Source organism: Acinetobacter sp. R933-2, assembly GCF_030325485.1.
Lineage (GTDB): Bacteria > Pseudomonadota > Gammaproteobacteria > Pseudomonadales > Moraxellaceae > Acinetobacter > Acinetobacter sichuanensis.
Genome location: NZ_JACAIJ010000020.1, coordinates 42258 through 68789 on the forward strand (window position 1 = coordinate 42258; position 26532 = coordinate 68789).

Here is a 26532-nt window from a genome sequence, read left to right on the forward strand (position 1 = left end):
GGTTATTGGGGATATGACCACACGACAACCATTAGTTCTACTTGTGGACGATGAGCATGACTTGTGCGTGCTAATGCAAATGACTTTGGCACGAATGGGGATCAAAACACATATTGCACATCATCTACAACAGGCAAAATTGTTCTTTAGTGAACACAAATACAATGCATGTATTACCGATTTAAATCTTCCTGATGGGAGTGGTTTAGACTTGGTTAAACATGTTACACAGCATTATCCTAAAGTTCCTATTGCGGTACTCACCGCTTATGGAAATATGGAAATTGCGATTGCTTCCTTAAAGGCAGGTGCCTTTGATTTTGTCAATAAGCCCATTAATCAACAGCATTTGCACCAACTTTTAACGAAAGCTTTACATGTGCCTTTAGTGGATTTTAGTGAAGATAATTTACAGCTTGAGCATCAACTTCTTATTGGTGAATCTAAACCAATGTTGAAATTGAAAGAAACCATCAAGAAAGTAGCTCGCTCACAAGCCCCTGTTTTTATTTCTGGTGAATCGGGTACAGGAAAAGAAGTTGTTGCCCACTTAATTCATAAATTAAGTAACCGCAGTGATAGTGCATTTGTCGCGATTAATTGTGGGGCAATTTCAGAAGAGTTAATCGAACGTGAATTATTTGGTTCTGTGACTGCAACAAGTGCAGGAACGACACCTGATAAACTAGGTTTAATCCAATCTGCAAATGGTGGATGCTTATTTTTAGATGAGATTGCTGAACTTTCGTTGACCACTCAAACCAAGTTATTACGTGCGTTACAAGAAAAGAAAATTCGTCCTTTAGGCAGTGATCAAGAAGTTGATGTTGATTTTCGGATTATTAGCGCAACAAATCAAAACTTAGAAGAACGTGTACAACAAGGAAAATTTCGTCAAGATTTATTTTTCCGTATTCATGTCATGGACTTACACTTACCACCTTTAAGGGAACGTGGCAAAGATATTCTTATCTTGGCACATCATTTTATTAAAAATATTTGTTTGGAATGGGATATTCCAAGTAAAGTTTTAAATGAAGATGCAAAACGTTTTTTACAAGTGCAGCCTTTTGCAGGCAATGTTCGTGAACTACGCAACATGATTGAACGTGCCATCACCTTATGTGATGAACATGTGATCGGTATTGAACACCTTCAGTATTCACAGAAACGTAATTTTAACGTTGAGAAAACTGAAGAACAAATGAATATCGAGCCACGTTTAGCCACGCAGCCCATTTCCAATAATATTCCTTCAGAAGGTTTAGAGCAGTTTTTAGAAAATGTAGAAAAAGAGGTTCTTCTAAACGCTCTCAATCAAACCCATTGGAATAGAACTTTGGCTGCGAAAAAACTCGGTATGACCTTTCGATCTTTGCGTTATCGTTTAAAAAAGTTTGGTTTAGATAGCGAAGAAGACTAAAGTTAGGCTAGTGATGCTTTAACAAAAGTTCAGACACATTATTTAAATATGTGTCTTCTTTCATATCTAAAGACCACGTATATTCTTGATTTGGAGCAATGCCTGTACCATCAATCATGCTGTCTTTCGGGGTAAAATAATGTGACACTGTCATTTGCAATGCCGCACCATTAGGCAATGGAAAAAGCTTTTGTACAACGCCTTTGCCATAGCTTTTCTCACCAATGACCCAAGCACGTTGATGTTCTTTCATTGCAGCAGTAAAAACTTCTGCAGCAGATGCCGAACGATGATTAATTAAGATCCCCATTTTAATATTTGGGAACTCATTTCCAGGCAAAGCTTGAAATTGTTGATTGCCTTCTGAACGACTTTTAGTTGAAACAATCGTTCCTTGATTTAAAAATAAATCGGCTGTTTCAACCGCAGCAGACAACAGTCCACCAGGATTATTACGCAAATCAATAAGGACAGCTTTTAAACGAGGCGAATTATATTCTTCTAAAATACGTTTAATTTCATTTGCGGTATCTTGTTGAAAAACTTTTACTTTTAAAAGCAGAACCTGATTATGTAATAACATAGGTTCAATATCAGCGATTTCTAATTTTTTATTACGCAATAACGTAATGGCAGTGCTTTTAGGGTTTAACTGTAGTTGAAAACTAGAACCGATTGAACCATGTAGTAGATCTTCAACTTGTTCGGCATTTAAATTTTTTAACTCTTGATTATCAATTTTAAAAACCGTAAAACCTTCTTTTAATCCTTGTTTCGCTGCATCTGAGTTTTCTTTTAATTGACTAATTTGCCACTGATGCATATGTGTATCAAAGATCAGTTTAAAATCGACAGTCGCTAAATCTGCCTCTGTATATTGTATTAATTGTTTATATTCTTCTGGGCTTAAATAACGCGAGTAACGGTCTAGTCCACCAACAAGCCCTTTGATTGCTTGTAAAAATAATGTGTCATCTGGTTTTTCTTGTACATAGTTGTCTTTCACTAAGCCATAAATCTGTACAAATTGTTCAATGGACTCAATCGGAACTTCTGTAGTCCCTTGTTCTATTTCATTATCAAAGTCTAGGACTACGGATTGCTCCGCAGCCCAAAGAGAATGGCTTCCACTGGCAATTAACCCTGTTAAAACAGCAATGTATTTCCAAGCTTGAGCCATTCACTCACCTTTTTTGATTTTATGGATTTAGCGTAATTAAATTACGTCCCTGCATTTCTTTTGGTGCAGGAATATTCATGAGATTCAACAATGTTGGAGCAACATCGGCCAATACACCACCTTCTGCAATGGTTGCTGAAGTTGGACCAACATAGATAAATGGCACTAATTCAGTGGTATGTTGAGTATGAACCTGACCGCTGACATAGTCTTGCATTTGTTCTACATTACCATGATCGGCAGTAATAATCATATGCCCATGTTTTGCCATCACTGCTTCATATAGGCGACCTAAACCTGTATCTACAGCTTCAACAGCTTTGACTGCGGCATCAAAAACACCTGTATGACCGACCATATCACCATTGGCATAGTTCACCACCAATAAGTCATATTCACCAGAGTTCACCGCAGCAACCAATTGTTCAGTGACTTCTGGTGCACTCATTTCTGGCTGTAAGTCATAGGTTGCAACTTTTGGTGATGGAATCAAAATACGCTTTTCACCTACATATTCATCTTCACGACCACCACTAAAGAAGAATGTCACATGTGCATATTTTTCAGTTTCGGCAATACGTAACTGAGTTTTGCCCAATGAAGATAAGTATTCACCAATTGAATTTTTAAGTTCTTCAGGCATATACGCAACAGGTGCATCAATCGTTGCCTGATAGCGTGTCAACATGACAAATTTAGACAGATTTGGTACAACTTTACGTTCAAAGCCTGCAAAGTCTTTTTCAACAAAAGCTTTGGTGATTTCACGTGCACGGTCTGCACGGAAATTCATAAACACAATGCTGTCACCATCTGAAACTTTAGCAATCTCACCGATGCGAGTCGCTTTTACAAACTCATCATTTTCATTGGCTGCATATGCTTGTTCCAAGCCTTCAACCGCAGAGTCAACAACACGAAGCGCTTCGCCTTCGGTCATTAAACTGTAAGCTTGCTCCACTCGATCCCAACGATTGTCACGATCCATCGCAAAATAACGACCAATCATCGTCGCAATACGACCTTGATTTGGATATTGTGCAAATAAAGCATCCAACTTTTCTAATGAAGGTTGTGCACTACGTGGTGGTGTATCACGTCCGTCAAGGAAAGCATGTAAATAGACTTTAGCACCACGTTTCAATGCCAACTCACACATTGCCACGATATGATCTTCATGTGAATGTACACCACCTTGTGACAATAAACCCATGATGTGAACTGCGCCATTTGCCGCTTTGGCTTTTTCTACAGCATCGACGAGAACTTCATGCTCAAAAAAAGCGCCATCACGAATATCTTTGGTAATACGAGTAAAGTCTTGATATAGCACACGACCTGCGCCCAAGTTCATGTGACCGACTTCTGAGTTACCCATTTGACCATCAGGTAGACCGACATCTTCACCAGAACCTGAAATTAAACTATGCGGATGCTTGTCTTGCATCATGGTTAGATTTGGCGTTTTTGCTGCTAAAAACGCATTATCTTCGACCGCTTCACGATGACCCACACCGTCCATGATCACTAGAACGTGAGGGATTTTGCCAGCAGTTGCATCCGTCATAATTTTCACTCTTTACTGTTTACAAATTAATCGTCATATCTTACCGTTTTTTTACGGCAGACTCTATGTGAAGCTGATGGTATTCATTTATAAGTACCATCAGTATTTTAAATGAGAAAAATTACTATCTCGCTCGATATAATAAATAACTACCGACACCAAACATCAATGCAATAGGTACAAATACAAACCATGCAGGAGATGGTGAATAAACCAAACTCGCATAGCCTAAAAAGTCTTGAATATAGTAAAAACCAAGTCCAACAAATAGAGCAATCACTAAACGAAAGCCCATAGACTGTTGACGCAATGGTCCAAAAATAAATGAACAGGCAATCAAGACCAACGCTAATAAAGCAAATGGCGAACCAACATTTTGCCAAAATGCCAATGCATATGTTTTGGGTACTTGGCTATATTGATCCATATAGCGCATAAAGCTTACCAATTGACTTGGTGCTAAATCTTCAGGGTCAATTGTCACCATATGCACATATTTTGGTTGTAATGCTAAAGCTAAATTATGCTGGCTATCACGGTTAAGGGTTGCTCGCCCATCTGTTTGTAAGTTGACTTGTGTCGCTTGACTGAGGTTCCATTGACCATTTTCAACAAAATTACCTTGCTCAGCATTCAAAAGCGACTTCATGCGATAATCTTGATCGAAGTCAACAACTTGTACTTGCTTTAGATTACCTTTTGAATTGGCATAATCAATATAAATAAAGCGCTGCCCTTCACGTGTCCAATAGCCTTTAACTTCACCTAAAGCTGCAACACTTTGTTTACTTTTGATACTTTTAGCTTGTTCGTTGGTATAAGGCACAACAAATTGGCTGAGAATAAAAGACAGTACCACCAATAGCATGGCTGATCGCATGACCCAGCCCACAATACGCCATAGGCTAATTCCTGAGGCACGCATCACAATCAATTCGCTATTTGATGCCATTGAACCCAGTCCAAGTACTGCACCAATCAGCGCTGAAATAGGTAAAATTTCATATAGGTATTTGGGTGCGCCCCACAAGACATATTGCAACGCATTCCAAGCATTATAGCCTTCTTTTAAATCACCTAATTCGCCTAAATAAGTAAATAAAACCTGTAAGACTGACAATACAGCTGTTGCACCCAACATTGCGAGCGCTGTTGTATTGACCACATGCTTGGCGACAATTTTACGTGCTAACATTATGATTTCACTCGCTGAATTTGTTTCTTAATCTTAGGTGCTAATTTTTGCTTACGGGAAAATAGTGCTGCGCCAATTGCATAAAATAGTAAAACAGCAGGATATGCCCAAATTCCAATTTCACCTTTACTCATACGGGTTTTGATTGCCATGAGTGCAACAATTAAACTCGCAAAAATCAGCAAAGCAGGAAATAACTTTAAATAGCGCCCTTGTCGTGGACTCACTTCAGACAACGCTGTGGCTAACATCAATGCCACAATCATGCTAAATGGTACAAAAATCCGCCACCCCAACTCACTCGCAACAACAGGATCATCGGTATTTTTGAGCAGTTTAGAGAAAGATAAAGCTTCGACTTCGTTACTTTCAAACTTAGCTTCTTTGTCATTTTCTAAACGTAGACGATAGGACTGAAATTCAGCTTGTGTATATTTTGCTGTACCTGGGAAAATCTCGTAACGACGACCTTGCAATAAATCCACAACGTTTGCCGTATCATCAGCAACTTCAACACGCGTTGCTTCTTTTGCCAAAATCATGACATCAGGTTTACCCTCTTTTTGAGCACGTTGATAAAAGAAAATATCTTTTAAATTTTTACGATCGTCAGATAATGAACCTGCATAGATGGTATAAGGACCTGATGAAATAAATTCTTTGGGTCGGACGAGATCGAAACCTGTACGAACAGCTTGTGTTGAAACCAGTTTTTCATATTCACGAATGCCCCATGGTGACATCCAGATCATCAGTACACTTTGTACAAATAAATAAATGATCGTTAAAGGAATCAATAAGCGCGCAAGCTGAATTTTACTGACACCACTCCCATTGAGTACCGCCATTTCATGATCTACATATAAACGACCAAAAACCAGCATTAAACCAATGAAAAATCCCAGTGGTAAAATAAGGGTTAAAAATTCAGGTAAACGGTAGCCAATGATACTAAATAAAATTGTGGCATCTAAGCGCCCTTGTGCTGCAACACCAAAATACTTGATCAAACGTCCACCCATCATAATGAGTGTGAGCAGTGCGACAACAACTAAAGATGTTGAAACAACTTGTTTGACGAGATAACGTCTTATAATCAAGGGAATCTTCCAAAGTGAGTTGGGTGAATATGCGTTTTAGTATTTTACCCGAATGTTAAAAATATAAAACCACATTGAAATTCTATCATTGGTAGTGTTTCAATGGTTTAATGTTTTCAAACGTCTCTAAAGGCATATAGATCGCATATGAAATTAAGCATTAATACTTCAGTAACAAGCAGTGCATCAAGCCAAGCACTTTTTATTTTGGCAAGTTCAGACAACTTATCAGAAGTAAAATCTAACTATCAAATCAAAGATTTAGATACTGCAATTAGCGCGGCACAATTTAAAGCAAGTGTTGCAGAAACTTTAACCTTGGTTGGTCAAGTCACACAGAATGCTTACAGCATTTTAGTCGGAGTTGATCAAGCGAGTGAATTAAAAGCTGCAAAATTAGCAAAAATCGCACAAATCATTATCAAAGCATCACAAAAAAAATTCAAACAAATCAGTATTGATATTTCTGTTTTGCCAAATGAATTACATTATCTTTTTGCATTAAATTTAACTCAAGCAGCTTATGCTTATGATGAATTCAAAAGTAAAAAAAATGAATTTTCATTAACTGATATTGAGCTTGTTTCGACACATACCAGTCTTGATGCAGCACAAATTAGTTTAATTGAGGCAGTACAACAAGGTCAAAATCTTGCTCGTGACTTGGGTAACTGTCCTGCCAATATTTGTTTTCCTGAATATTTAGCAGATCAAGCACGTGCGCTTGCTGCTGAGTTCCCTGATGTTTTAAAAGTTACTGTACTTGAAGAACAGCAGTTAGCTGATTTAGGCATGCACTCTTTCCTTGCTGTAAGTAAAGGTTCGGAACGTCCAGGACGTGTCATTACCCTTGAATATAAAGCCAATCCAGATCAAGCACCTATTGTTTTAGTGGGTAAAGGGATTACTTTTGATACAGGTGGTATTTCACTTAAACCAGGCGTTGGCATGGATGAAATGAAATATGACATGTGTGGTGCTGCATCTGTGCTTGGGACATTACGTGCCTTATGTGAAGCAAATCTTCCAATTCATGTTGTCGGTACGATTGCTGCGGCAGAAAATATGCCATCAGGTCATGCAACTCGCCCAGGCGATATCGTGACAACAATGAGTGGGCAAACTGTTGAAATTCTTAACACTGATGCTGAAGGTCGTTTAGTGTTATGTGATGCTTTAACCTATGTAAAACGCTTTAATCCTGCGGTGGTGATTGATATCGCAACGTTAACAGGTGCATGTGTCGTTGCTTTGGGTAAAGTACTCAGTGGTTTATTTACCCCAGATAATGAACTTGCTCAAGAAATTAATCTTGCAGGTGAAGAAAGCTTTGACCGTGTTTGGCGTTTACCTGTCATTGATGATTATCAAGATATGCTAGATTCAAACTTTGCTGATATCGGTAATATCAGTGGTGCAGGTCCACAAGCAGGTGCAATTTTAGCGGCATGTTTCTTACAACGTTTTACACGTGAATACCGTTGGGCACATTTAGATGTTGCAGGAACTGCATGGCTATCTGGTGCAGCAAAAGGCTCAACAGGTCGTCCTGTACCGCTATTAATGCAATTCATTGCCAATCGTGTTAAAGCCAATGGCTAAAATTAGCTTTTATCTTTTTGAAAAAAGCCCAGAACGACGAGTGCAAAGCACTTGTCGTCTCTGCCGCAAGATCTCAAAACAGCATGCAAAAATTTGGATTTATTGTCCAGATCCTGAGGTTCAACAGCAACTTGATGAGCTACTTTGGACATTTGACCCTGCTAGTTTTCTAGCACATGGCATTGACCAAAAAGATGCACCGATTTGTATTTCTGCACATTTGCCAACCCAAGCTGAATGGATAGTGTTTAATTTTAACAATCAAGCACTTGATCAAGTTGGACAATTTAGTCACATTATTGAAATAATTGAAAATGATGAGCCTGCTAAGCAGATAGGACGTGAAAAGTATAAAACTTATCGACGTTTAGGCTTTGCTCCTCAAACATTTAAATTATAAAGAAAGTCATTTTAAAGCGCCGAAAAGGAGATGCGTTGTGGCATTAAATGTTGGTCAAGATTTTAAAAAACGTTGGCTAGATACCCCTGAAGTCGTGCGCCAAACGTATTTAGATGACCTCAGTCGTGTCTGTGATTTACTCACTCCTGAGTCCCCAATTCAAGCATGGATGGACAATGATAAACGTGCGATGCAAGTCGCTCAGCTTAAAGTTGAACAAGCCTATGCTGACCTCAAAGCACAACTGATCGAAGAAGCACGTATTCGTAAGCAATTGGCTTTAGAGCAATCTTTAGCTGAAAAACGTGCGCAACAAGAGCAATATAATCAACAATTAATTCAAGATGAACTAAAACAAACACAACAACAAATTCAAACACTTGCTTCAATTCAAGAACAAATTCAAATTGAAACAGAGCTATATACTGAACGTTATACTGAAAACCCAAAAACACCTGCAACTGATTATGCCAATAATCATTTTAAAGTCGCTGATCAAGAGATGATGTCTGAACTTGAAAGTGTGCGCTTACGTTTGGAACTAGAAGCTGAAACCTTTATCGAACAAGCCGTCAACGACTTTAGAGCAAAGTTAAAAGCAGCTTCAGATGAAGAAATTGCGTATATTTTAAAAAATACTCATTTTTCAGATCAAGTTTAAACATCGCATGTTCATTATTTTTATTTTCAATGTCACTAAATTGACATATTAATGTCACATCATAGTCATGTTTTAAATCTCTTTACGATAAAAACAGTTTTTGAATATCTCAAAACTGAATAACGAGGAAAAGAATATGGACATGCTCAACCAAATCTCGAAGCAAATTGCGGTACTCAGTTCAGGTGAGAAATGGACTGTTTCTGCTCAAGACTTACTGATTAGCCGCGCAGATTTTCATTCGATCTCTGTATATTTAGTACGTGAATCTCAAAAAGGTATTTTTTCAATTGATCAAATCCAAGCAAAAAACTCTTGGTTTGAACAAACAACACTCACCATCACCAAACATTAATGATTTTAACCAAGTTCAATACAAATTTGAGCTTGGCTATTTTTCTCATTTTATATAATAAATAATTAAAATAAATCAACAGTATAGGAAATTAGATTACCTGCACCATAACCTATCCCCAATAATAGTCCAATCCAAATAAAACCACCAACCACGTTATAAAACATAAAATTACTCATTTTCATATGCCCCGCACCTGCGGCAAACGGTGCAAATGAACGAACAAAGGGAATAAAACGTGCCATCATGATGGTTTTTCCACCATGTTTTAAAAAATATTGATTGGTTTTTTCTATATATTCAGGTTTAAAAATTTTAGGGTGCTTTTTAAAAAAACGAAAACCTAATGCTTTACCTGTATAGTAATTGACGATATAGCCAAGAATTGAAGCAATAATCAACAAAACCCCCATATAACTTAAATGCACAGCTTCTGCTGTTGAACACAAAGCACCTATGGCGATCAGTAAACTGTCTCCCGGCAAAAAAAACATAAATACGGAGCCTGTTTCTGCAAAAATAATCAGGAACAAAATGGCGTAAATCCACAAACCATATTGATCAAGCAATACAGGCAATAATTGTTCTATATGCATTAAAAAATCAAGCAATACTCAATTCTCTTCTCAATAAAGTAATTGCAATATATTCGTCTAGTTTCACGATGTAAATAAAAAAAAAGCCTAAAATAAATTAGACTTCTGATTTATGAGGGCGTATTTGATTATTTTAAAAAGCCATTTTGAGCCAAAAACTCCATGCTCAATTTTGATTCAGTTTTTACTTCAGCAGCTTTATCGCCTAACAATAAACGTTCAATATAACGTGCTAAAACATCTACTTCTAAGTTCACTTTAGTACCGACTTTCCATGTCCCAATGTTGGTACGTTCTGCTGTATGTGGAATAAGGTTAAGGCTCAAAATATTACCACGTAAATGATTAATGGTTAGGCTAATTCCATCTACAGTAATTGAACCTTTTTCAGCTAAATATTTTGCAATTTCAACAGGTGTGGTCACTTCAAAATACAATGAACGTGCATCTGAACGCACCACTGTAATTTCACCAACAACATCCACATGACCACTGACGATATGCCCCCCAAAACGTGTTGTTGGTAGCATCGCCTTTTCAACATTTACAGCTTGCCCAACTTTCCACTGGGCTAAGGTTGAACGATTTAGGCTTTCACGCGAAACATCCGCAGCATACCAATTTTCGCCCCAATCAATCACAGTTAAGCAAATTCCATTGGTCGCGATAGAATCACCTAAATGAACATCAGACATATCTAAGTCAGTATGAATACGTAAACGTACATCACCACCTACATTTTGCAGACTTTCTACTTTTCCTAAACTTTCAATAATGCCTGTGAACATAAATACTACCCTAAACTTTTCATCATTAAGTTTTTAATCTATCGCGTTTCACACTATGTATTTTCCGACTTGTTAAAAGTAGAAATTTACCAAAGTGCTAACTGAGTACTAACACCTGATGTATCGACACCACCTAATTCAGCAAAATGATAAAGCTGACTTAACAATTGACGTAATGGTGGACCAGATTTTGCGTGTGTATCTGTAATTACAATAAATTCTAACACACGTGCGCGTTCTGACTGGCGCTGCTTACTCACCCGATAACGCGGTACATCTTGGGTCAGTAATGTCACCTTTCCTCGTGCCAAATTGGCTTTGAGTAAGTCTTTGGCTTCGATATTACCATCAGTTGAATAACTGGTTAAAATATAGCGTGCATTAATCGTAGATAATAATTTTTCATATGCGTCTTGTGCATGCTTTGAAGAATTATACTGACTTGGACGTTCTTTACGCCAAGCACGGTCAATACCACTCTTAAAACCTTTGGTATCTGGTGTAGGTAAATCGACCTGATCCCATAATGTTAAAGAATTTAACACATGATAATTACTACTATAAGCATGTTGGTTATAAGGTGGATCTAAATATGCAACATCCACCTCAAAGCCACTCATTTGATTTGCCAAATGCTGTGCATCTACACACCACATTTCTGCCATTGGTGTTTTTTGCTTATTGTCACCTACTTCACTAAAACGGCTTGGCGTTAACCACAATAAAGACTCAATCCGTTCTAAAGCGGTTTGGGTTTTACCCCCCCAACCATGATGGAAACTTTTAAATACACCACTGGTATTACTAACAAAACTTGCCGAATAAAGCAAAGGTGCAAGCAAAGCACTCATTTCTACATCATCAATCGCACCTTGTGCTTGCCAAGTGGCTATTTGTTGGCGAATGGCATCTATACGCATCCCATTACGGCGTTTAAAGAACAAACGATCACGCGCAGGATCATAAATTTCATCATTGCGTGGACATAAGTTATGTGTCACCCAGCCTTTCACTTCAGGTAACCGATTTAAATAATCAATGGCTTTTTGATAGCCACCTAACTCTTTAAATGCGGGTGCATCAGTACATGCCAAAATTGCATGATTAAGTGCATGACTATAAGGCTCCCAATCATTTGCGATCACACGATAACCATTTTGTCTTGCTAAACGCGAAACAACACCGCTACCAGCAAAAAAGTCAGCAAAAATTGGGGCTCTTTTACCTTTTTGATTTAAAGTTCCTGTTTGCTCAAGTGCCTCTAAAATCAGATGTAACAATCGGCGTTTATTACCTAAATAAGGGACGAGCTGATTGAAAAGATATTCATCCGTCGTACGTGCAGCATGACGACGTTTGTGATATATCGAAGACTCTGAATTCATACTGACTCTTGCAAAGGAATTAATCTTAAGCGAATGTCTTGACCCAACTGAGTGACATCCTCAAGTTTAAAGCGGAGTTGTTGTGCCATCTGCTCAAAAGAAGCATTGAACATCGCACGTGCAGATTGACCTAAAAATGTCGGTGCAACATAGCTAATGACTTCATCGACAAGATGCGCTTGTAAAAAAGCAGTCGATAAAGTCGCGCCTGCCTCAATCATGACATCATAAATGTGAAAATCTTTTAAAGTTTTCAATAAATTGAATAAAGATTGAATCTCTAATTGTACCACACCCAGTTGAGCCAATTCCTCACGAAATGGTCCCATGACCATCACAGTATCAGGTTGTTGCAAAATTTGGGCAGTCAAAGGTAAACGACCTTGTCGATCTAAAATGATACGTTGAGGCTGAACAATACTATCAATTTCAATATCGGGTAAATGACGCACATTAATTTGTGGGTCATCTGCCAAAATCGTATCAATTCCCGTAATCACTGCCCCAGAAATCGCACGCCAATGTTGTACATCTTGACGTGCCTCACTGCCCGTAATCCATTTGGACTCACCTGATGCCATTGCAGTACGCCCATCTAAACTAGATGCTACTTTTAAACGTACATAAGGCATGCCTGTAGACATTGCTTTTAAAAATCCACGATTTAAAACAGCAGCTTCTTTCTCACAAATGCCGACTTCAACCTCTATTCCTGCATCTTTTAAAATTTGAACACCTTTGCCTGCCACCAAAGGATTTGGGTCTGAACAAGCCACAATAACTTTTGCCACACCCGCTTCAACCAAACCTTTAGCACATGGTGGTGTACGTCCATAATGTGCACAAGGCTCTAAGGTGACATAAGCTGTTGCACCTCGTGCCAAATCTCCTGCCTGACGTAAAGCGAAAACTTCAGCATGTGGCTGACCTGCTTGAGGATGAAAGCCTGCTCCGACCATTTGCCCATCTTTGACAATGACACAACCTACATTAGGGTTTGGACGGGTTGAATATTGACCTTGTTGTGCTAATGCAATCGCTTTTTGCATCCAATATTGATGTTGTTGTAATGCTTCAACCGTTGTATTCATAATCTTCTCATGTCTGCCTGATCAATCAGATTTTTCTTGATCGCGATGCTGCATCAATTCTATTTGTTGGCGAAAAGCTTCGACATCTTGGAAATCTTGATAAACCGATGCAAAACGTACATAAGCAACATGGTCTAAGGAAAATAAAGACTGCATGACAATTTCACCAATCGTACGTGAACGCACATCACGCTCACCCAATCTACGAATTTTGAGTTGAATGTCACTGAGTACCGTTTCAATTTGCTCTTGAGTTACTGGACGCTTTTGTAATGCATGCATCAATGAGCGACGTAATTTTAACTCATCAAAAGGTTCACTTTTACCATCAGATTTAATAACACGCGGCATCACCACTTCATACGTTTCGAAAGTGGTAAAACGTTCTGCACATTTGATACATTCACGACGTCTACGAATCTGACAGCCTTCAGCCGCCAAACGCGAATCGATCACTTTACTATCAGCAGCGTTGCAAAATGGACAATGCATAGTGGTTTAATTGAACACATTTTAAAATTTTATTTAGTGTATCAAAAAATAGGAATTTTGTTGAGCTTTCCTCAATATATAGAAAAAAAACAGCTCAAATGAGCTGTTTTACACAATATATAGTATAACTTTTTAAACTATTCAATACGTTCGCCATGTTGACTTAAATCAAGTCCCATACGTTCATCATCTGTACCAACACGGATTCCAATCACCAAGTCAATGACTTTTAAGATAATGAATGTCATCACTGCTGAATATACAATCGTTGCTAAAACACCCTCAACTTGTACCCAAAGTTGATGCAACATATTGGTAGGGACTTTTTCGCCCATGATAAATTCACTGGCAAAAACTGCGGTTAAAATTGCACCCACAATACCACCAACGCCATGTAAGCCAAATGCGTCTAAAGAGTCATCTGCTTTGAGTAAACGTTTCAGTCCTGAAATTCCCCAGAAACAAACAACACCACCAATTAAACCCATGATCAAAGCACCGCTTACTGTCACAAAACCTGCTGCTGGTGTAATCACCACAAGACCTGCAACTGCACCAGATGCACCACCTAAAACAGATGCTTTACCACGAACGATTTTTTCAACCAATAACCATGAGATTGCTGCTGCGGCTGCGGCGACTTGAGTTGTCACTAAAGCATAAGCTGCTGAACCATTTGCACCTAATGCTGAACCACCATTGAAACCAAACCAACCAACCCAAATCAAACTTGCACCAAGTACAGTTAAAGTCAAGTTATGGGGAGCCATAGACTCTTTGCCCAGTCCAATACGTTTACCCAGTAGATAAGCCGTCACTAAACCTGCAACACCTGAGTTAATATGAACCACAGTACCGCCTGCAAAATCAAGCGCGCCATCATTCATTAACCAACCACCACCCCAAACCCAATGGGCAATTGGTGCGTACACAATAATGACCCACACCGTAATAAATGCAATATAAGCACTAAACTTCATACGTTCTGCAATTGAACCGCTAATAATTGCCACGGTAATAATTGCAAAAGTCATTTGGAAAATAACAAAAAGAATTTCAGGAATAGAGCCACTTAACGCATCAGTTGTAATGCCTGAAAGCATGGCTTTATCTAAGTTCCCAATGAAAGCATTGCCGCCACTAAAAGCCAATGAATAGCCTACAACGACCCAAACCAGACTGACAATTGCTGCCGCCATTAAACTATGTGCCATTGTACTCAAAACATTTTTTTTACGAACCATACCACCATAAAAGAGTGCTAAGCCCGGAATAGTCATGAGTAAAACAAGTGCTGTAGAAACCAAAATCCAAGCAGTATCACCTGTATTTAAAGTAGGTTCTGCGGTTGCTTCTACAGGTGCAACAGGTGTAATTTCTGCTGTCGTTGTTGATATCGTTGTTGTTGCAGCATTTGAACTTGGTTCAGCCACTGCTGTAGAAGTGGGTTCAGTTACGTTTTCTTCAGCCCACGCAACTGATCCACCAAGGAGTGCGCCAGACAGGCTGAGCGCAAGTAGCATTTTTTTCATTCGTATCCCCCAACCAAGTTTTTCTGAGTTATGTGTTACTCAGCAAACTTCATGCCAAATTAAACAGCATCCGCACCTGTTTCACCTGTACGAATACGAATGACTTGCTCTAAATTAGTGACAAAAATTTTCCCATCACCAATTTTACCAGTGCTAGCAACACGGGTAATTGATTCGATTACTGAATCAACCATGTCGTCACTGATTGCGATTTCAATTTTCACTTTTGGTAAAAAATCAACGACATATTCAGCACCACGATAAAGTTCAGTGTGCCCTTTTTGACGTCCAAAACCTTTCACTTCTGTGACGGTAATTCCTTGAACACCGATTTCAGATAATGCTTCACGCACATCATCTAACTTAAATGGTTTTACAATTGCTGTTACGAGTTTCATGTTGTTTTCCTTCGGCTTTTCTTACCAGTAAGGTTTTATGTTCAATTTTCATGCCAAAATGTCTTAATGGTTGGGGATATTAATCCACTTTAGCAGAAATCGCCTTATACCCTATTTTATACATTTTCTTATCATTTTCACTTTAAAAATTTTATATTTGTGATTGATTTTTTGTATTTTATTATTAATTCAACCGATGCTAATCAGTTAGCACTAGGGGCAAATTAAAAGCGATGTTAAACTACGTAGATATCTCATTTTTTGGAATAAACAATGATAGAAACATTATTACAAGCGATTTTGGAACAAGTTGATCAACCTAAAAAAGATTTAGAACACAATTTACGTGCCCTCCTCAATGAAGCCGTTAATCAAATGGATTTAGTTTCTAAAGATGAATTAGAGCGTCAAAAAACTGCACTACAAAATGCCAACCTCCGTTTAGCAGAACTTCAAACTCAAGTTAAAATGCTTGAATCTCTCATTCAAAAGTAAGATTGACTTCTTTTTGCACAAAATAAGTGCATAAAAATAATAAAACGATTAAAAATAAAGCAAACTGGAAGAATAAAATGTCATTCGCAAAAATTTATACCCGAGGTTTACTCGGGTTACATGCGCCTTTAATTGAAGTCGAAGTTCATGTTAGTGCAGGTTTACCCTCACTGACTATTGTGGGTTTGGCTGAGGCTGCTGTGAGAGAAAGTAAAGATCGTGTTCGCTCTGCCATCATTAATAGTGGCTTTCAATTTCCGACCAAACGCTTAACCATCAACTTAGCCCCTGCTGATTTACCTAAAGATGGTTCACGGTTAGATTTACCAATTGCATTAGGTATTTTAATTGCTACAGGACAAATTCCAGATACAGCCATAGATCAGTTTGAATTTATGGGTGAGTTAGCATTAGATGGGCACTTAAGACCTGTTACAGGAACTTTGACGATTGCAATGGCATGCCAACAGGCTCAACATCGTTTAATGTTACCTACTGCAAATGCAGATGAGGCTGCACAACTGCCTGATATTGAAGTTTTTGCAGCCTCACATTTAAAGCAAGTCTGTGAACACTTTACTGAAACACAAAAAATTAAAGTGACAGAGACTTGCCAAAGTATTTCACCACAAGGCTATAAATTTGATTTAGCAGATGTTAAAGGACAGGTACGACCACGCAGAGCCTTAGAAATTGCTGCCGCAGGTGGGCATTCTATTTTATTTAGAGGACCTCCCGGTACAGGTAAAACTTTACTTGCTTCTCGTTTAGCCAGTATTTTACCACCACTAAATCATCAGGAAAATTTAGCAGTTGCCAGTATTTACTCGATTGCTAATTTACAACATCATTTTGGACAGCGTCCATTTCGTGCCCCACATCATACTGCCTCAGCCATTGCCTTAGTGGGTGGGGGTTCTCACCCTAAACCAGGAGAGATTACTTTGGCACATTTAGGTGTGCTTTTTTTAGATGAATTACCTGAATTTGACCGAAAAGTTTTAGAGGTTTTAAGACAACCTTTAGAAGCAAGAGAAATTGTGATCTCTCGTGCGTCACGACAAATTACTTTTCCTGCTAATTTTCAACTCATTGCAGCAATGAACCCTTGCCCGTGTGGTTATGCATTTAATCAAGACAGTCGTTGTCAATGTTCAAGTGAAGTCATCAAGCGTTATCAAAATCGTATTTCTGGTCCATTATTAGACCGTATAGATTTACACATTGATGTACCACCATTAAAAGCTCATGAACTGCAAAATGATGCTGTTACTGAAAACTCTACTGTCGTTCGAGAACGCGTTTTACAAGCTTATCATTTCCAAATCAATCGACAAGGTGCAACCAATCAAAATTTGTCGCCACAACAACTTGAAAGCTATGCTCGACTTGATCAAGCATCACAAAAAATGCTGGCAATGGCTCAGCAACGTTTAAATTTATCCGCACGTGCATATCATCGAATTTTACGTGTCGCGAGAAGTATTGCCGATCTGGCACAGTGTTCGGATATTAACAGTGCTCATCTGAGTGAGGCGTTGTCTTATCGCCAACAAGAATCTTAAGCATATATTTTTATTTATTTTTTAAATTACAAAAAAAGGCAACCACTGTTGCCTTTGATCTTTTATGCATGATTTCGCATTATTTTTATAGGGTTAGAATGCTTTAGTTAAAGTAAAAACAGCACCAGTTTCAACACCACGTTCAGCCGCAGATGTCCAGCCATCAGTGTCAATATTGGTACCAACGGCTGCAAGTTCTGCACTCAGACCTTGTACAGATTTAAAGCCATAGTTTACGCCCAGTTTCCAATCGACATAATTATCATCACCATTAAATGAGTACTTTTCTTCATCATCGACAACGGTATATCCAACTGCGGCAACACCACCAAATCCTGTAGCACCAAATGGCACAGAATAACCAAAATTAATATTCCAGCTATTGGTATCTGCACCTGCATAGTCATTGGTAAAGTTAATATTGGTCAATAAACTATCTCCCGATACAACCGTGTCTTTTAAAGTCACTTTACCGTAGAGCTCAGCCCAATTTAAGTCGCTATAACTTGGATAGTTATAATAAACCACCCCAACATCAATGACAGGTTTCGTGCTAAAGTTTTCTAAAGTTGTTGAATAACCAATCGATGGGTCTAGTTCTAAATGTGGACCACCATCACCAAAATTAACATTTGAACCCCAAACACCTGCATAAAAACCTGATGAATGTGCCAAAGTAAACCCAGCCTGTACAGCAAGATCATTACTTGTTTGCGTGATGCCACGGAAACGATAATCACTGGTTAATGCTGCACTGCCTGAAAAAGTTAAGCCTAGATTTGAAAGTGAATTTTCTTCAGCCATGCTGACTGTTGCGGTTGAAGCCAAGATGCCAAATGCTAAAAGTTTAGTGATAATTTGCATGTTCAATGCTCCCCCATCGCTCGGATGTTTATTCTTGGTTTAAATTGGTCAAACTCCTTAGGTATTTAGCAATTGCTATGCCAAACTTAAAAAAAAGATTAAAAAAATCATCTTAAAAAATAATATCACTTTGTTTTTTATTTAGTTTTTATATAAAAATTATTTTTCTACATTAAGTTTTTAAACATCACTAAAAAAGATAATATGCTTTGTTATAGTTGATTTATTGTCATATTTGTTTCATTTATTCACAAATTGCTTGGTCTCTTTGATTACATCAGCCACTATATCATTGCATTTATTTTATGATTCTTTTTTGATCACTTATTTTTTATACATTTTTCCCATGCACAAAAAAAGTGCATTTTATATCCAAATGCACTTTCTCATTTTCAAGTTTACCCTTAAAACAGTGATGCTTTAAAAGTGGTAATCTAAACCAAAAACCACATGATTATCAAAATCTTCACCTAAACGGTCTTCGCCACCCATGACATAATCAAGTGAAGCAACAATACCCGTTTCTGCAATACTTTTGCTTAAGCCTATACGTGCTTCATTAAATGCAAAATCTTGGGTGGTCTGAATTAGTTCATCGTCACGGCTACCGTTATAAGCAGAACCACCGACTGAAGCATTTAAAATAAAGTTTTGAGGCAATGGATGATTATAAGCCGCACTCAAATAGACATCACCTGCATTACCAAATGAAGCATCAGCCAGTAAAACAGATGCAGCAAAAGTGACTTCTTTATAAGCTAACTCACCAAGCACATCAAATGCTGTGGTTTTTCTTTTATTTTCATCAGCATAAATAGTACCGCCATGATGATATACATAAGCGGTTGCTTGTAGGTTGTAGCTTAAATCTGGATTAATCTCATTACCATACGCCACATAAAAATCATGTTCAAAACCATGATTACGTTTTTCATCTGTAGCATCATAATCTAATGTTGAACCCCAATAGCCCACGCTCATTCCACTTTTATGGGCATATTCCAAACCTGTTTGTATAGCAACTTTGTCATTTTCCACGCCACCACGATAAATATATTGAGATACAGCAGCAATATTTCCTGACCAGACCCCATTTGAAGTTGTTATTGGGGCTTGTGCTGCATAGAGCGCACTTGATGGCACTACAACACATAATGTCATCATTAATTTTTTAAATGAAAATGCTATCATTTTTCAACACATATAGAGGGAAAATTTAAGCGAAGAATTTTACTGTTTTTTTAAACTTTTGGTAAATTATTCAATCATTTTTATACTAGAACTTAAGTATTATTTCACTAAACTCAAACAACAATATCTGTTAAAAAGCTAAAGTTAGAAAATAAAATTGTTACAAATACTAGTTTTTCTGTAATTTAATTATACAATTCACTTATTTTAAATATATTGAAAAGCAACATTCAAGAGGCAGCCTTAATGCTAACCCAAAAAAAAATGACCTTAGTTGTCCTAATACAAGCTGCGCTGATCTCTACAGCTTATGCAAGTGAACAAAGTGAAGCAAAAGGATTTGTAGAAGACGCTGATGCATCTGTTCTATTTCGCACAGGCTTTATACATCGTGATAAAAAAAATGGCGTTGAAGACCAAAGCTCTTATGCCCAATCTGCAATTGTCAATGTAGACTCTGGCTTTACTCAAGGGATCGTCGGTTTTGGTGTTGGTGCCGTAGGCGATGGCTCAATCAAATTGGGTTCAAATAATCATGCTGGCAACAATATGATCCCGAAACATAACGATGGTTCTGCTTATGATCATTGGGCGCGTGGTGGAGCAAATGTAAAAGCTCGTTTTTCTAATACCACTGTGCGTTATGGTACACAAGTTTTAGATTTACCTGTTCTTGCAAGTAATACAGGTCGTATGGTTCCTGAGTATTTTGAAGGTACATTAATCACAAGCCGTGAAATTAAAAATTTAGAACTAACTGCGGGTAAATTTACTAAAAACCAAATGTCAGACCAAATTTCTACTGATGGAAATCACTTAGATAATGCCATCGTTTGGGGTGCAAAATATAAGTTTGATGATCAACTCAATGCTTCATATTATGGCTTAGATTCTAAAAATGCTTTAGAACGCCATTATGTAAATGCGAACTACAAACTTCCACTTGCAGATAAAAGCTCTTTGACGTTGGACTTTAGTGGTTATCATACTGAATGGGACAAAGATGCAGCAACGTATTCTTCTACTATTGGCAATGAAAATATAGAAGGTCGTAGCAATAATATTTGGGCATTATCAGGTACATATAACCAAGGCGCTCATAGTGTTATGTTGGCTTACCAACAAAATACAGGCAATACAGGTTATGACTACAACACAAATGCCGATGGTTTCCAAAGTATCTATTTACCAAACTCATATTTGTCTGATTTTATTGGAAATCATGAAAAATCAGCGCAACTTCAATATAACTTAGACTTTAGCAATTATGGTGTAGCAGGACTTAACTGGACGACAGCATTTGTTTATGGTTGGGATATTAAAGTTGCGGGTCTTACTGATGATGCGCAAGAACGTGAATTCTTTAACCAAGTAAAATATACCGTTCAAAATGGTTTTGCTAAAGATGCAAGTTTACGTCTACGTCATTCATATTATCGTGCAAGTGATGACTACCAAACCAATGCGTATATTGGTGATACCAATGAATGGCGTGTATTCCTCGACATTCCAGTTAAATTATTCTAATTCTTCAAATATTTAAGATATAGAAACATTTTAAAACCTGCATTTCGATGCAGGTTTTTTTATGTTCTGTCAAACAAATAGCTCATCGTTTGACTTGAACAGATAGATTTATCAACTGATTAATGCGCACGCTCTAAAATATGAATCGTTGCAGTACGTCCAGCAACAAAGGCTAATTTATTTTTTGGTAACTCATCTAACACAATTTTTACAGGTACGCGCTGCGCTAAACGCACCCAACTAAAAGTAGGGTTCACATTTGCCAATAAACCTGAAGATGTAGTGCGCTCACGATCTTCAATCCCAGATGCAATGCCCTGTACATGCCCTTTGATTTTTTCAGAATCGCCCATTAATTGTATAGTCGCTGCATCACCTAAATGAATTTTATTCAGTTTAGTTTCTTCAAAGTATCCAACAACATACAATTGTTTTCTATCCAATAAAGCAGCAACAGCTTGACCAACTTTGACATAATTTCCTACGCGCATGTCAAAATTAGATAATGTCCCATCGGCTGGTGCAACAACTTCAGCACGATGCATATTTAACTCAGCTAAATGAAAACTACTGGTTGCAGCTTCGATTAAAGCTTTTTGTTGTTTAATATTGGCTTCTGACTGTTGAATAGCAGCTTGCAGTTGTTGATGTTCAGCATGTGACTGATCTCGTGCTGCAAACATTTGATCTTGTTCTTGTTTAGAAATTGCACCATTCATTAAGTCTGCATATCGCTGTGCATTTTTATCTGCCAGTTGAATATTCGCTTGTGATTTGATGAGGTTGGCTTGGGCTTGAGCAAGACCTGCTTCTGCTTCTGCTAAACCTGAGTTTGCTTTGGCTAAATCTGATTTGGCTTGCTCAACATCTAAAGTTTGTCGTGCAAGATCAATTTTAAATAACACTTGCCCTTTTTTGACTGTCTGGTTGTCTTGTACCAAAACTTCTGTCACCAAGCCAGAAATGTCTGAAGAAACTTGTATAACATCACCACGAACGCGTCCATCACGTGTCCACGGCTCAGCATTATAGTAATTCCATAAATGTAAAACACATATGATTGCCAGTATTGCAACTGTCAATAAACCTAGAGGACGTATCACTTTACGCATATCAAAGCTGTTCATTTTTACCTGACCTAATCATCAAATTCCACATTAATCCAAATACATCGTAAAAAGATGATGCACTCCCCACAGCAACAACACGTATATACACAAATTAAAAATACTCGGTAATGCAATCCAGCCTTGCGTCGCCCAACGATCAGTGACTAAATTGACTATTTTTAATAGCAAATACGCTAAAATTGCCTGTACTAAAAAAGTGGGAACATAAACACCATAAAGATTAAATTCACCCATTTTTAAACTCCAATACTGGCATGTTCGAGTGTATGATCTGCTGCACTTTGCTCATCTTGATGGCAAATACTATGCCGAATATTATTTACAGAAATCCATAAACGATGACGTATATCTCGATCTTCAATACTTTCTGCATCAACTTGAATTTCTTTTAGTTTCAGCAAAACTTGGTCTAAAGTTGTAGTGACTTGTTGTTTTTCTTTTTCGCCTAGCCATAACTCTAAATACGTTTGTAATTGTGCAATTTGAGCAATCAGTGGCGAATTTTTTGGTAATTTTTCTGCCAACTCTTGTAGTCGAGTAAAATCAATCACTGCACTTGACTCAATCAGCGCCGCATTCATCTCATGTATTAACTGTTCTGACAGTACTTGCTTTGTATTGAGTACACCAATACGGTCTAACATACTTCTTAAATGAATACGAAAGTTTGCACCATAATTCATACGTACCGCTTTTTTCATTGCCTGATAATGTAAAGACAAAATACGTTGTGCTGTCATATCAGGCGACATTGCACGAACCAAATGTACGATATACACAGAAATAATAGGTCCAATAATCGTGCCTATCGAAAAGTCAAAAAAAGCCACTTGATCTAAAAAGTAACGATTTTGAATATTCATCCCCATGACACCTGCCATAATCAGCGGTAGCCCTAAACCATTTAGCGGAGGATGCAAGTACAGCATGAGGCAAAAAATTAAAAAAGGTGCGAGTACAATCATGAGTTCTATAAATGAATGTACATGTGGAAAAATGCCATATGCATAAATAAAAACAATAATCGCAGCATAAAAACTAGCACGAATAAAAATTTTTAATGCAGGTACAGGATTATCAAGTGCGGTCAAAATACATGCACTAATGGCTGCCATTTGAGCCATCATAAAACCTGATGTCCACCCACTCAAAATCCAAATACTTGAAGCAACAATAATCGTTAAAAAAGCAGATAAACCACCACGAACTGCCACACCATAATCACGATGTAAACTTGGATAAGATGTTGTTAATGGCACAATCGTTTCAGGTAAAGTGGTATCACCTTGTTGCATTCTTTGCCAAATCAAACGGACAGCACGAGCATTTTGAATAAAATGTCGGATATCCATTTTTAAACTTCCTAATATGACATATTGTGTGGGCTGTGCTTGTTTCAAAATCAATTCAAATTTTTGCTCAAAATCACTCGGCAAATGATTTAATTCAGATTCTAAAATTTGATGTTGATCATCTAAAAATGCGTCAACCTCTGTATGTAAATCTTGCAAAGCAGCTCTATAGTGAAGGTCAATTTGATCTAATTGTTTCAGACGCTCTGACATTGCCACCAAGTTTGCAACCAACATAGTCACTTGATGCAATAATTCTTGCAAAGGCTTAGTCATGCTTTTAAGCTTTGATTTTTCATAGTTTAAATGCACAAGCATGGTATGAATATCTGAAGTATCTCGTGCAATTTCTGCCAATAATTTTGTATAGTTTTTTTGCTGTGGATCAGGATGAGACAAAATAAGATCAAACAATTTTTGCGTATCGGTCATGGTTTTCACCACACGATTTTCAACCACAGGACCAATATGCATAGGTAAAATCGTACTTGTTACCACTGCACTACAAATTACACCTATCGAGATTTCTAAAAACCGCCCAAGCGCCATATCAAAAATAGAAATCTTGTCGATATAATAAATGCTATTAAAACAAATAATAACAGCCGTATAACCAGCCAACATCACCACATAACTGCGCGGTGTCCGATCTAATAAAGACAGATAAAGACAAATACCCAACCAACACGCCAAGACAAAAATAAAAAGCCACGGTGTATTAATCAAATAAGGAGTCACTGCGACTGCAAAAATTGCTCCAAAAGTTGTACCCAGTAAACGATATAGACTTTTTGAAGCCACCATACCTGAGTAGGGATTTGCGATCACAAAGACAGTCCCAATTGCCCAAATGGGATAACTTAAATTCAATTCAAATGCGATAAACAGCGCCAGCATACCTGCAATAAAAGTCTTTATCGCAAAGATCCAATCCAACTTATTGGGTCGAAATGCTAAAAGCTGTTTAGTCAATAACATGAATGATCTCTATTTCATTGGAATCAAAAAATTGAGAAATATCTTGCTGCACATTTTGAAACGACCAAAAAACTCGCCATTTGACCTAAAGTAAATAGCGCATTTATTTAGAGAATGTTAAAACACTGAAAAGAGAAAATAAAATCAGATAAAAATACTGTTTTATTCCAACTTAGAGATATAAATGGCAAAACATGATGCTGAGTGAGATTAAATAAAAGCTCAAAAATTCATCATTAGATATTTAATCTGTTAATTTTTTCAAAAAAAATAGACTTAGTCAACAAAAATATCTTATATTGATAATACAAATGAATTATTTTATATTTTAGTGAGAATAATCTATTTTTTCTCAGGCAGAAATAAAAATAAGTGAATATTATTTTTTTGCTATTTTCTCTTTAAAAATCCATAAGAAATAGCTCAAATCCTAGAGAATTTTCTCAGAATATCTGAATTGATTCGATTTATGATGAAATTCCTTTTTTTTTGATAATTTTTTGTTATAAAGTAACATTATAAAATTTATTTTTTGATTTACAGTTACTAAGTAGGTAATCAATGGCGCTTTCTAGTTTTGGTAAAATTCTCACCGTATTAGATTTATTTTCGGTGTCACGCCCAGTGATTAATGTTGATGTCATTTGCGAAGAACTAAACCTATCAAAACCAACAAGTTATAGATATCTTAAAGAATTGGTTTCAGCAGATATTTTACAACGTTTAAGTGGGACTTCAGGTGATTACACACTTGGACCTAAAATTGCAGTCATGGATTATATTTCAAGAACAACAGATCCATTGGTGCAAATCAGCAAACCCTTTATGCAAGAGATTTCTGAGCGTACAGAACTTTGCTGTCTACTCACCCAACTGAATGATCATTATTGTATTGATCTTCATCATGAAGTTTATCGTGATGAGACTTTATTAACTTATGGACGTGGTTGTCCTCGTCCTGTGTATATGGGTTCATCGCCTAAAGTGATCATGGCACATCTTTCTAAACAAAATCTGCAAAATTACTATACCCGTTTTCAAAATGAGCTTGCACAAGTCGGTTTTGCTGAAAGTGAAGAAAATTTCATTCAAAGAATGAAAAAAATCAAAAAACAAGGTCACTATTTCTCTCAGGGTGAGCTTGATCCGAACGTTTCTGGTCTTTCCATTCCAATTAAGTTTTCAAATAAAGAAGCACCATTAGCCCTCACTGTTTTGGCATCAAAAAATCGTTTTGAGTATTTAAATTTGCAAAAATTGATTGAAACATTACAAGATTCTGCTTCACAAATTGAAAAGCGTTATCAGGCGCTGTCTGAAAATGACCAATTGTCTGAGCTAAACCCAAGCCCTAAATTATTTCCAATTCACATCTAAGGCAACATGATAATTTAAAGAAATTTTACAATTTCCATCATTGTAAATTTAAACTTTTTCTCATAATATGATTATGTTCTTCAGCACAAATGATATTTAAGTATTGCTTTTGCGAAAACAATACTTCCTCAGAGAGTAGAAAACCGATATATCATATGTCGGTTTTTTATTGCCTGCTCACTTTGCAAAAATTGACATTTAAAAACATGAAAAAGAGATGGATCCGTAAATTTGAACAACTCCTATAAGTGATATTCTGCTCCTCAAATGATGTTATAAACATCAATA

The 26532-nt window shown here is 37.3% G+C and carries 25 protein-coding genes; 9 read left to right on the top strand and 16 right to left on the bottom strand.

Annotated features, from left to right (window positions below; all coding sequences use genetic code 11):
* Nucleotides 1-13: 13 nt before the first annotated feature.
* A complete protein-coding gene (locus HX005_RS17505) occupies nt 14-1423 on the top strand; it encodes a sigma-54-dependent transcriptional regulator (RefSeq protein WP_286378329.1) in 1410 nt (469 codons plus the stop codon).
* A 7-nt stretch (nt 1424-1430) separates the two neighbouring features.
* Here HX005_RS17505 and HX005_RS17510 read toward each other — a convergent pair whose 3' ends face one another.
* The 4 genes from HX005_RS17510 to lptF all read right to left on the bottom strand — a co-directional run bounded on the left by HX005_RS17510 (nt 1431) and on the right by lptF (nt 6465).
* Nucleotides 1431-2603 carry a S41 family peptidase gene (locus HX005_RS17510; protein WP_107008532.1) on the bottom strand — a complete coding sequence of 391 codons (1173 nt, stop codon included), beginning with the start codon at nt 2601-2603 and terminating at the stop codon, nt 1431-1433.
* A gap of 19 nt (nt 2604-2622) precedes the next feature.
* Nucleotides 2623-4170, bottom strand: a complete 1548-nt coding sequence (gpmI, locus tag HX005_RS17515) for a 2,3-bisphosphoglycerate-independent phosphoglycerate mutase (RefSeq protein ID WP_286378330.1) — start codon at nt 4168-4170, stop codon at nt 2623-2625.
* Nucleotides 4171-4294: 124 nt separating this feature from the next.
* Nucleotides 4295-5365, bottom strand: a complete 1071-nt coding sequence (lptG, locus tag HX005_RS17520) for an LPS export ABC transporter permease LptG (protein WP_286378331.1) — start codon at nt 5363-5365, stop codon at nt 4295-4297.
* Nucleotides 5365-6465, bottom strand: a complete 1101-nt coding sequence (lptF, locus tag HX005_RS17525; protein ID WP_107008535.1) for an LPS export ABC transporter permease LptF — start codon at nt 6463-6465, stop codon at nt 5365-5367. The genes lptG and lptF overlap by 1 nt, the downstream gene beginning before the upstream one ends.
* A 147-nt stretch (nt 6466-6612) precedes the next feature.
* Here lptF and HX005_RS17530 point away from each other — a divergent pair, with 147 nt between their 5' ends.
* From HX005_RS17530 to HX005_RS17545, 4 genes are all read left to right on the top strand, one after another.
* Nucleotides 6613-8067: a leucyl aminopeptidase gene (locus HX005_RS17530; protein WP_107008536.1), complete on the top strand. Its 1455-nt coding sequence runs from the start codon at nt 6613-6615 to the stop codon at nt 8065-8067.
* A complete protein-coding gene (locus HX005_RS17535; protein WP_107008537.1) occupies nt 8060-8467 on the top strand; it encodes a DNA polymerase III subunit chi in 408 nt (135 codons plus the stop codon). Before HX005_RS17530 ends, HX005_RS17535 begins: the two co-directional genes overlap by 8 nt.
* Before the next feature lie 37 nt (nt 8468-8504).
* Complete coding sequence (gene blhA, locus HX005_RS17540; RefSeq protein WP_107008538.1) at nt 8505-9128, top strand: cell division protein BlhA; 624 nt, start codon at nt 8505-8507, stop codon at nt 9126-9128.
* 136 nt (nt 9129-9264) lie between these two features.
* On the top strand, nt 9265-9483 hold the full coding sequence (locus HX005_RS17545) for a hypothetical protein (RefSeq protein ID WP_286378332.1): 219 nt from the start codon (nt 9265-9267) through the stop codon (nt 9481-9483).
* A 65-nt stretch (nt 9484-9548) separates the two neighbouring features.
* On the opposite strand, the gene HX005_RS17550 is transcribed toward HX005_RS17545, so the two are convergent.
* The 7 genes from HX005_RS17550 to glnK form a co-directional block, all read right to left on the bottom strand.
* On the bottom strand, nt 9549-10094 hold the full coding sequence (locus HX005_RS17550; RefSeq protein WP_286378333.1) for a VTT domain-containing protein: 546 nt from the start codon (nt 10092-10094) through the stop codon (nt 9549-9551).
* Between the two features lie 113 nt (nt 10095-10207).
* Complete coding sequence (locus tag HX005_RS17555) at nt 10208-10867, bottom strand: riboflavin synthase (protein ID WP_107008541.1); 660 nt, start codon at nt 10865-10867, stop codon at nt 10208-10210.
* 86 nt (nt 10868-10953) lie between these two features.
* Nucleotides 10954-12252 carry a DNA adenine methylase gene (locus HX005_RS17560; protein WP_286378334.1) on the bottom strand — a complete coding sequence of 433 codons (1299 nt, stop codon included), beginning with the start codon at nt 12250-12252 and terminating at the stop codon, nt 10954-10956.
* Complete coding sequence (gene ribD / locus HX005_RS17565; protein WP_286378335.1) at nt 12249-13343, bottom strand: bifunctional diaminohydroxyphosphoribosylaminopyrimidine deaminase/5-amino-6-(5-phosphoribosylamino)uracil reductase RibD; 1095 nt, start codon at nt 13341-13343, stop codon at nt 12249-12251. The genes HX005_RS17560 and ribD overlap by 4 nt, the downstream gene beginning before the upstream one ends.
* Before the next feature lie 21 nt (nt 13344-13364).
* Nucleotides 13365-13835 (bottom strand): transcriptional regulator NrdR, encoded by a 471-nt coding sequence (nrdR, locus tag HX005_RS17570; RefSeq protein WP_107008544.1) that lies wholly within the window; start codon nt 13833-13835, stop codon nt 13365-13367.
* A gap of 137 nt (nt 13836-13972) precedes the next feature.
* The gene (locus HX005_RS17575; protein ID WP_286378336.1) at nt 13973-15367 is read right to left on the bottom strand and encodes an ammonium transporter; all 1395 of its coding nucleotides are present in this window, start codon (nt 15365-15367) and stop codon (nt 13973-13975) included.
* Between the two features lie 59 nt (nt 15368-15426).
* Nucleotides 15427-15765, bottom strand: a complete 339-nt coding sequence (glnK, locus tag HX005_RS17580) for a P-II family nitrogen regulator (RefSeq protein ID WP_005094485.1) — start codon at nt 15763-15765, stop codon at nt 15427-15429.
* Between the two features lie 273 nt (nt 15766-16038).
* Between glnK and HX005_RS17585 the strand changes: the two genes are divergently transcribed.
* Both HX005_RS17585 and HX005_RS17590 read left to right on the top strand, forming a co-directional pair.
* Nucleotides 16039-16260: an accessory factor UbiK family protein gene (locus HX005_RS17585; RefSeq protein ID WP_286378337.1), complete on the top strand. Its 222-nt coding sequence runs from the start codon at nt 16039-16041 to the stop codon at nt 16258-16260.
* 77 nt (nt 16261-16337) lie between these two features.
* The gene (locus HX005_RS17590; protein WP_286378338.1) at nt 16338-17825 is read left to right on the top strand and encodes a YifB family Mg chelatase-like AAA ATPase; all 1488 of its coding nucleotides are present in this window, start codon (nt 16338-16340) and stop codon (nt 17823-17825) included.
* A 93-nt stretch (nt 17826-17918) separates the two neighbouring features.
* Here HX005_RS17590 and HX005_RS17595 read toward each other — a convergent pair whose 3' ends face one another.
* Nucleotides 17919-18689 (bottom strand): TorF family putative porin, encoded by a 771-nt coding sequence (locus HX005_RS17595; RefSeq protein WP_286378339.1) that lies wholly within the window; start codon nt 18687-18689, stop codon nt 17919-17921.
* Between the two features lie 420 nt (nt 18690-19109).
* Nucleotides 19110-19880, bottom strand: a complete 771-nt coding sequence (locus HX005_RS17600) for a TorF family putative porin (RefSeq protein WP_286378340.1) — start codon at nt 19878-19880, stop codon at nt 19110-19112.
* A 246-nt stretch (nt 19881-20126) separates the two neighbouring features.
* On the opposite strand from HX005_RS17600, the gene HX005_RS17605 reads away from it, so the two are divergent.
* On the top strand, nt 20127-21407 hold the full coding sequence (locus HX005_RS17605; protein WP_107008367.1) for an OprD family outer membrane porin: 1281 nt from the start codon (nt 20127-20129) through the stop codon (nt 21405-21407).
* 119 nt (nt 21408-21526) lie between these two features.
* Here the strand turns inward: HX005_RS17605 and HX005_RS17610 are convergent, their stop codons facing one another.
* Genes HX005_RS17610 through HX005_RS17620 form a run of 3 tightly spaced genes read right to left on the bottom strand, consistent with a single transcriptional unit; the run spans nt 21527 to nt 24867 of the window.
* A complete protein-coding gene (locus tag HX005_RS17610; RefSeq protein ID WP_286378341.1) occupies nt 21527-22534 on the bottom strand; it encodes an HlyD family secretion protein in 1008 nt (335 codons plus the stop codon).
* Between the two features lie 30 nt (nt 22535-22564).
* Nucleotides 22565-22771, bottom strand: coding sequence for a DUF1656 domain-containing protein (locus HX005_RS17615; RefSeq protein WP_107008369.1), 207 nt, complete (start codon nt 22769-22771; stop codon nt 22565-22567).
* A gap of 2 nt (nt 22772-22773) precedes the next feature.
* Nucleotides 22774-24867: an FUSC family protein gene (locus tag HX005_RS17620; protein ID WP_286378342.1), complete on the bottom strand. Its 2094-nt coding sequence runs from the start codon at nt 24865-24867 to the stop codon at nt 22774-22776.
* Between the two features lie 561 nt (nt 24868-25428).
* Here HX005_RS17620 and HX005_RS17625 point away from each other — a divergent pair.
* Nucleotides 25429-26244: an IclR family transcriptional regulator gene (locus HX005_RS17625; RefSeq protein WP_107008371.1), complete on the top strand. Its 816-nt coding sequence runs from the start codon at nt 25429-25431 to the stop codon at nt 26242-26244.
* Nucleotides 26245-26532: the final 288 nt, after the last annotated feature.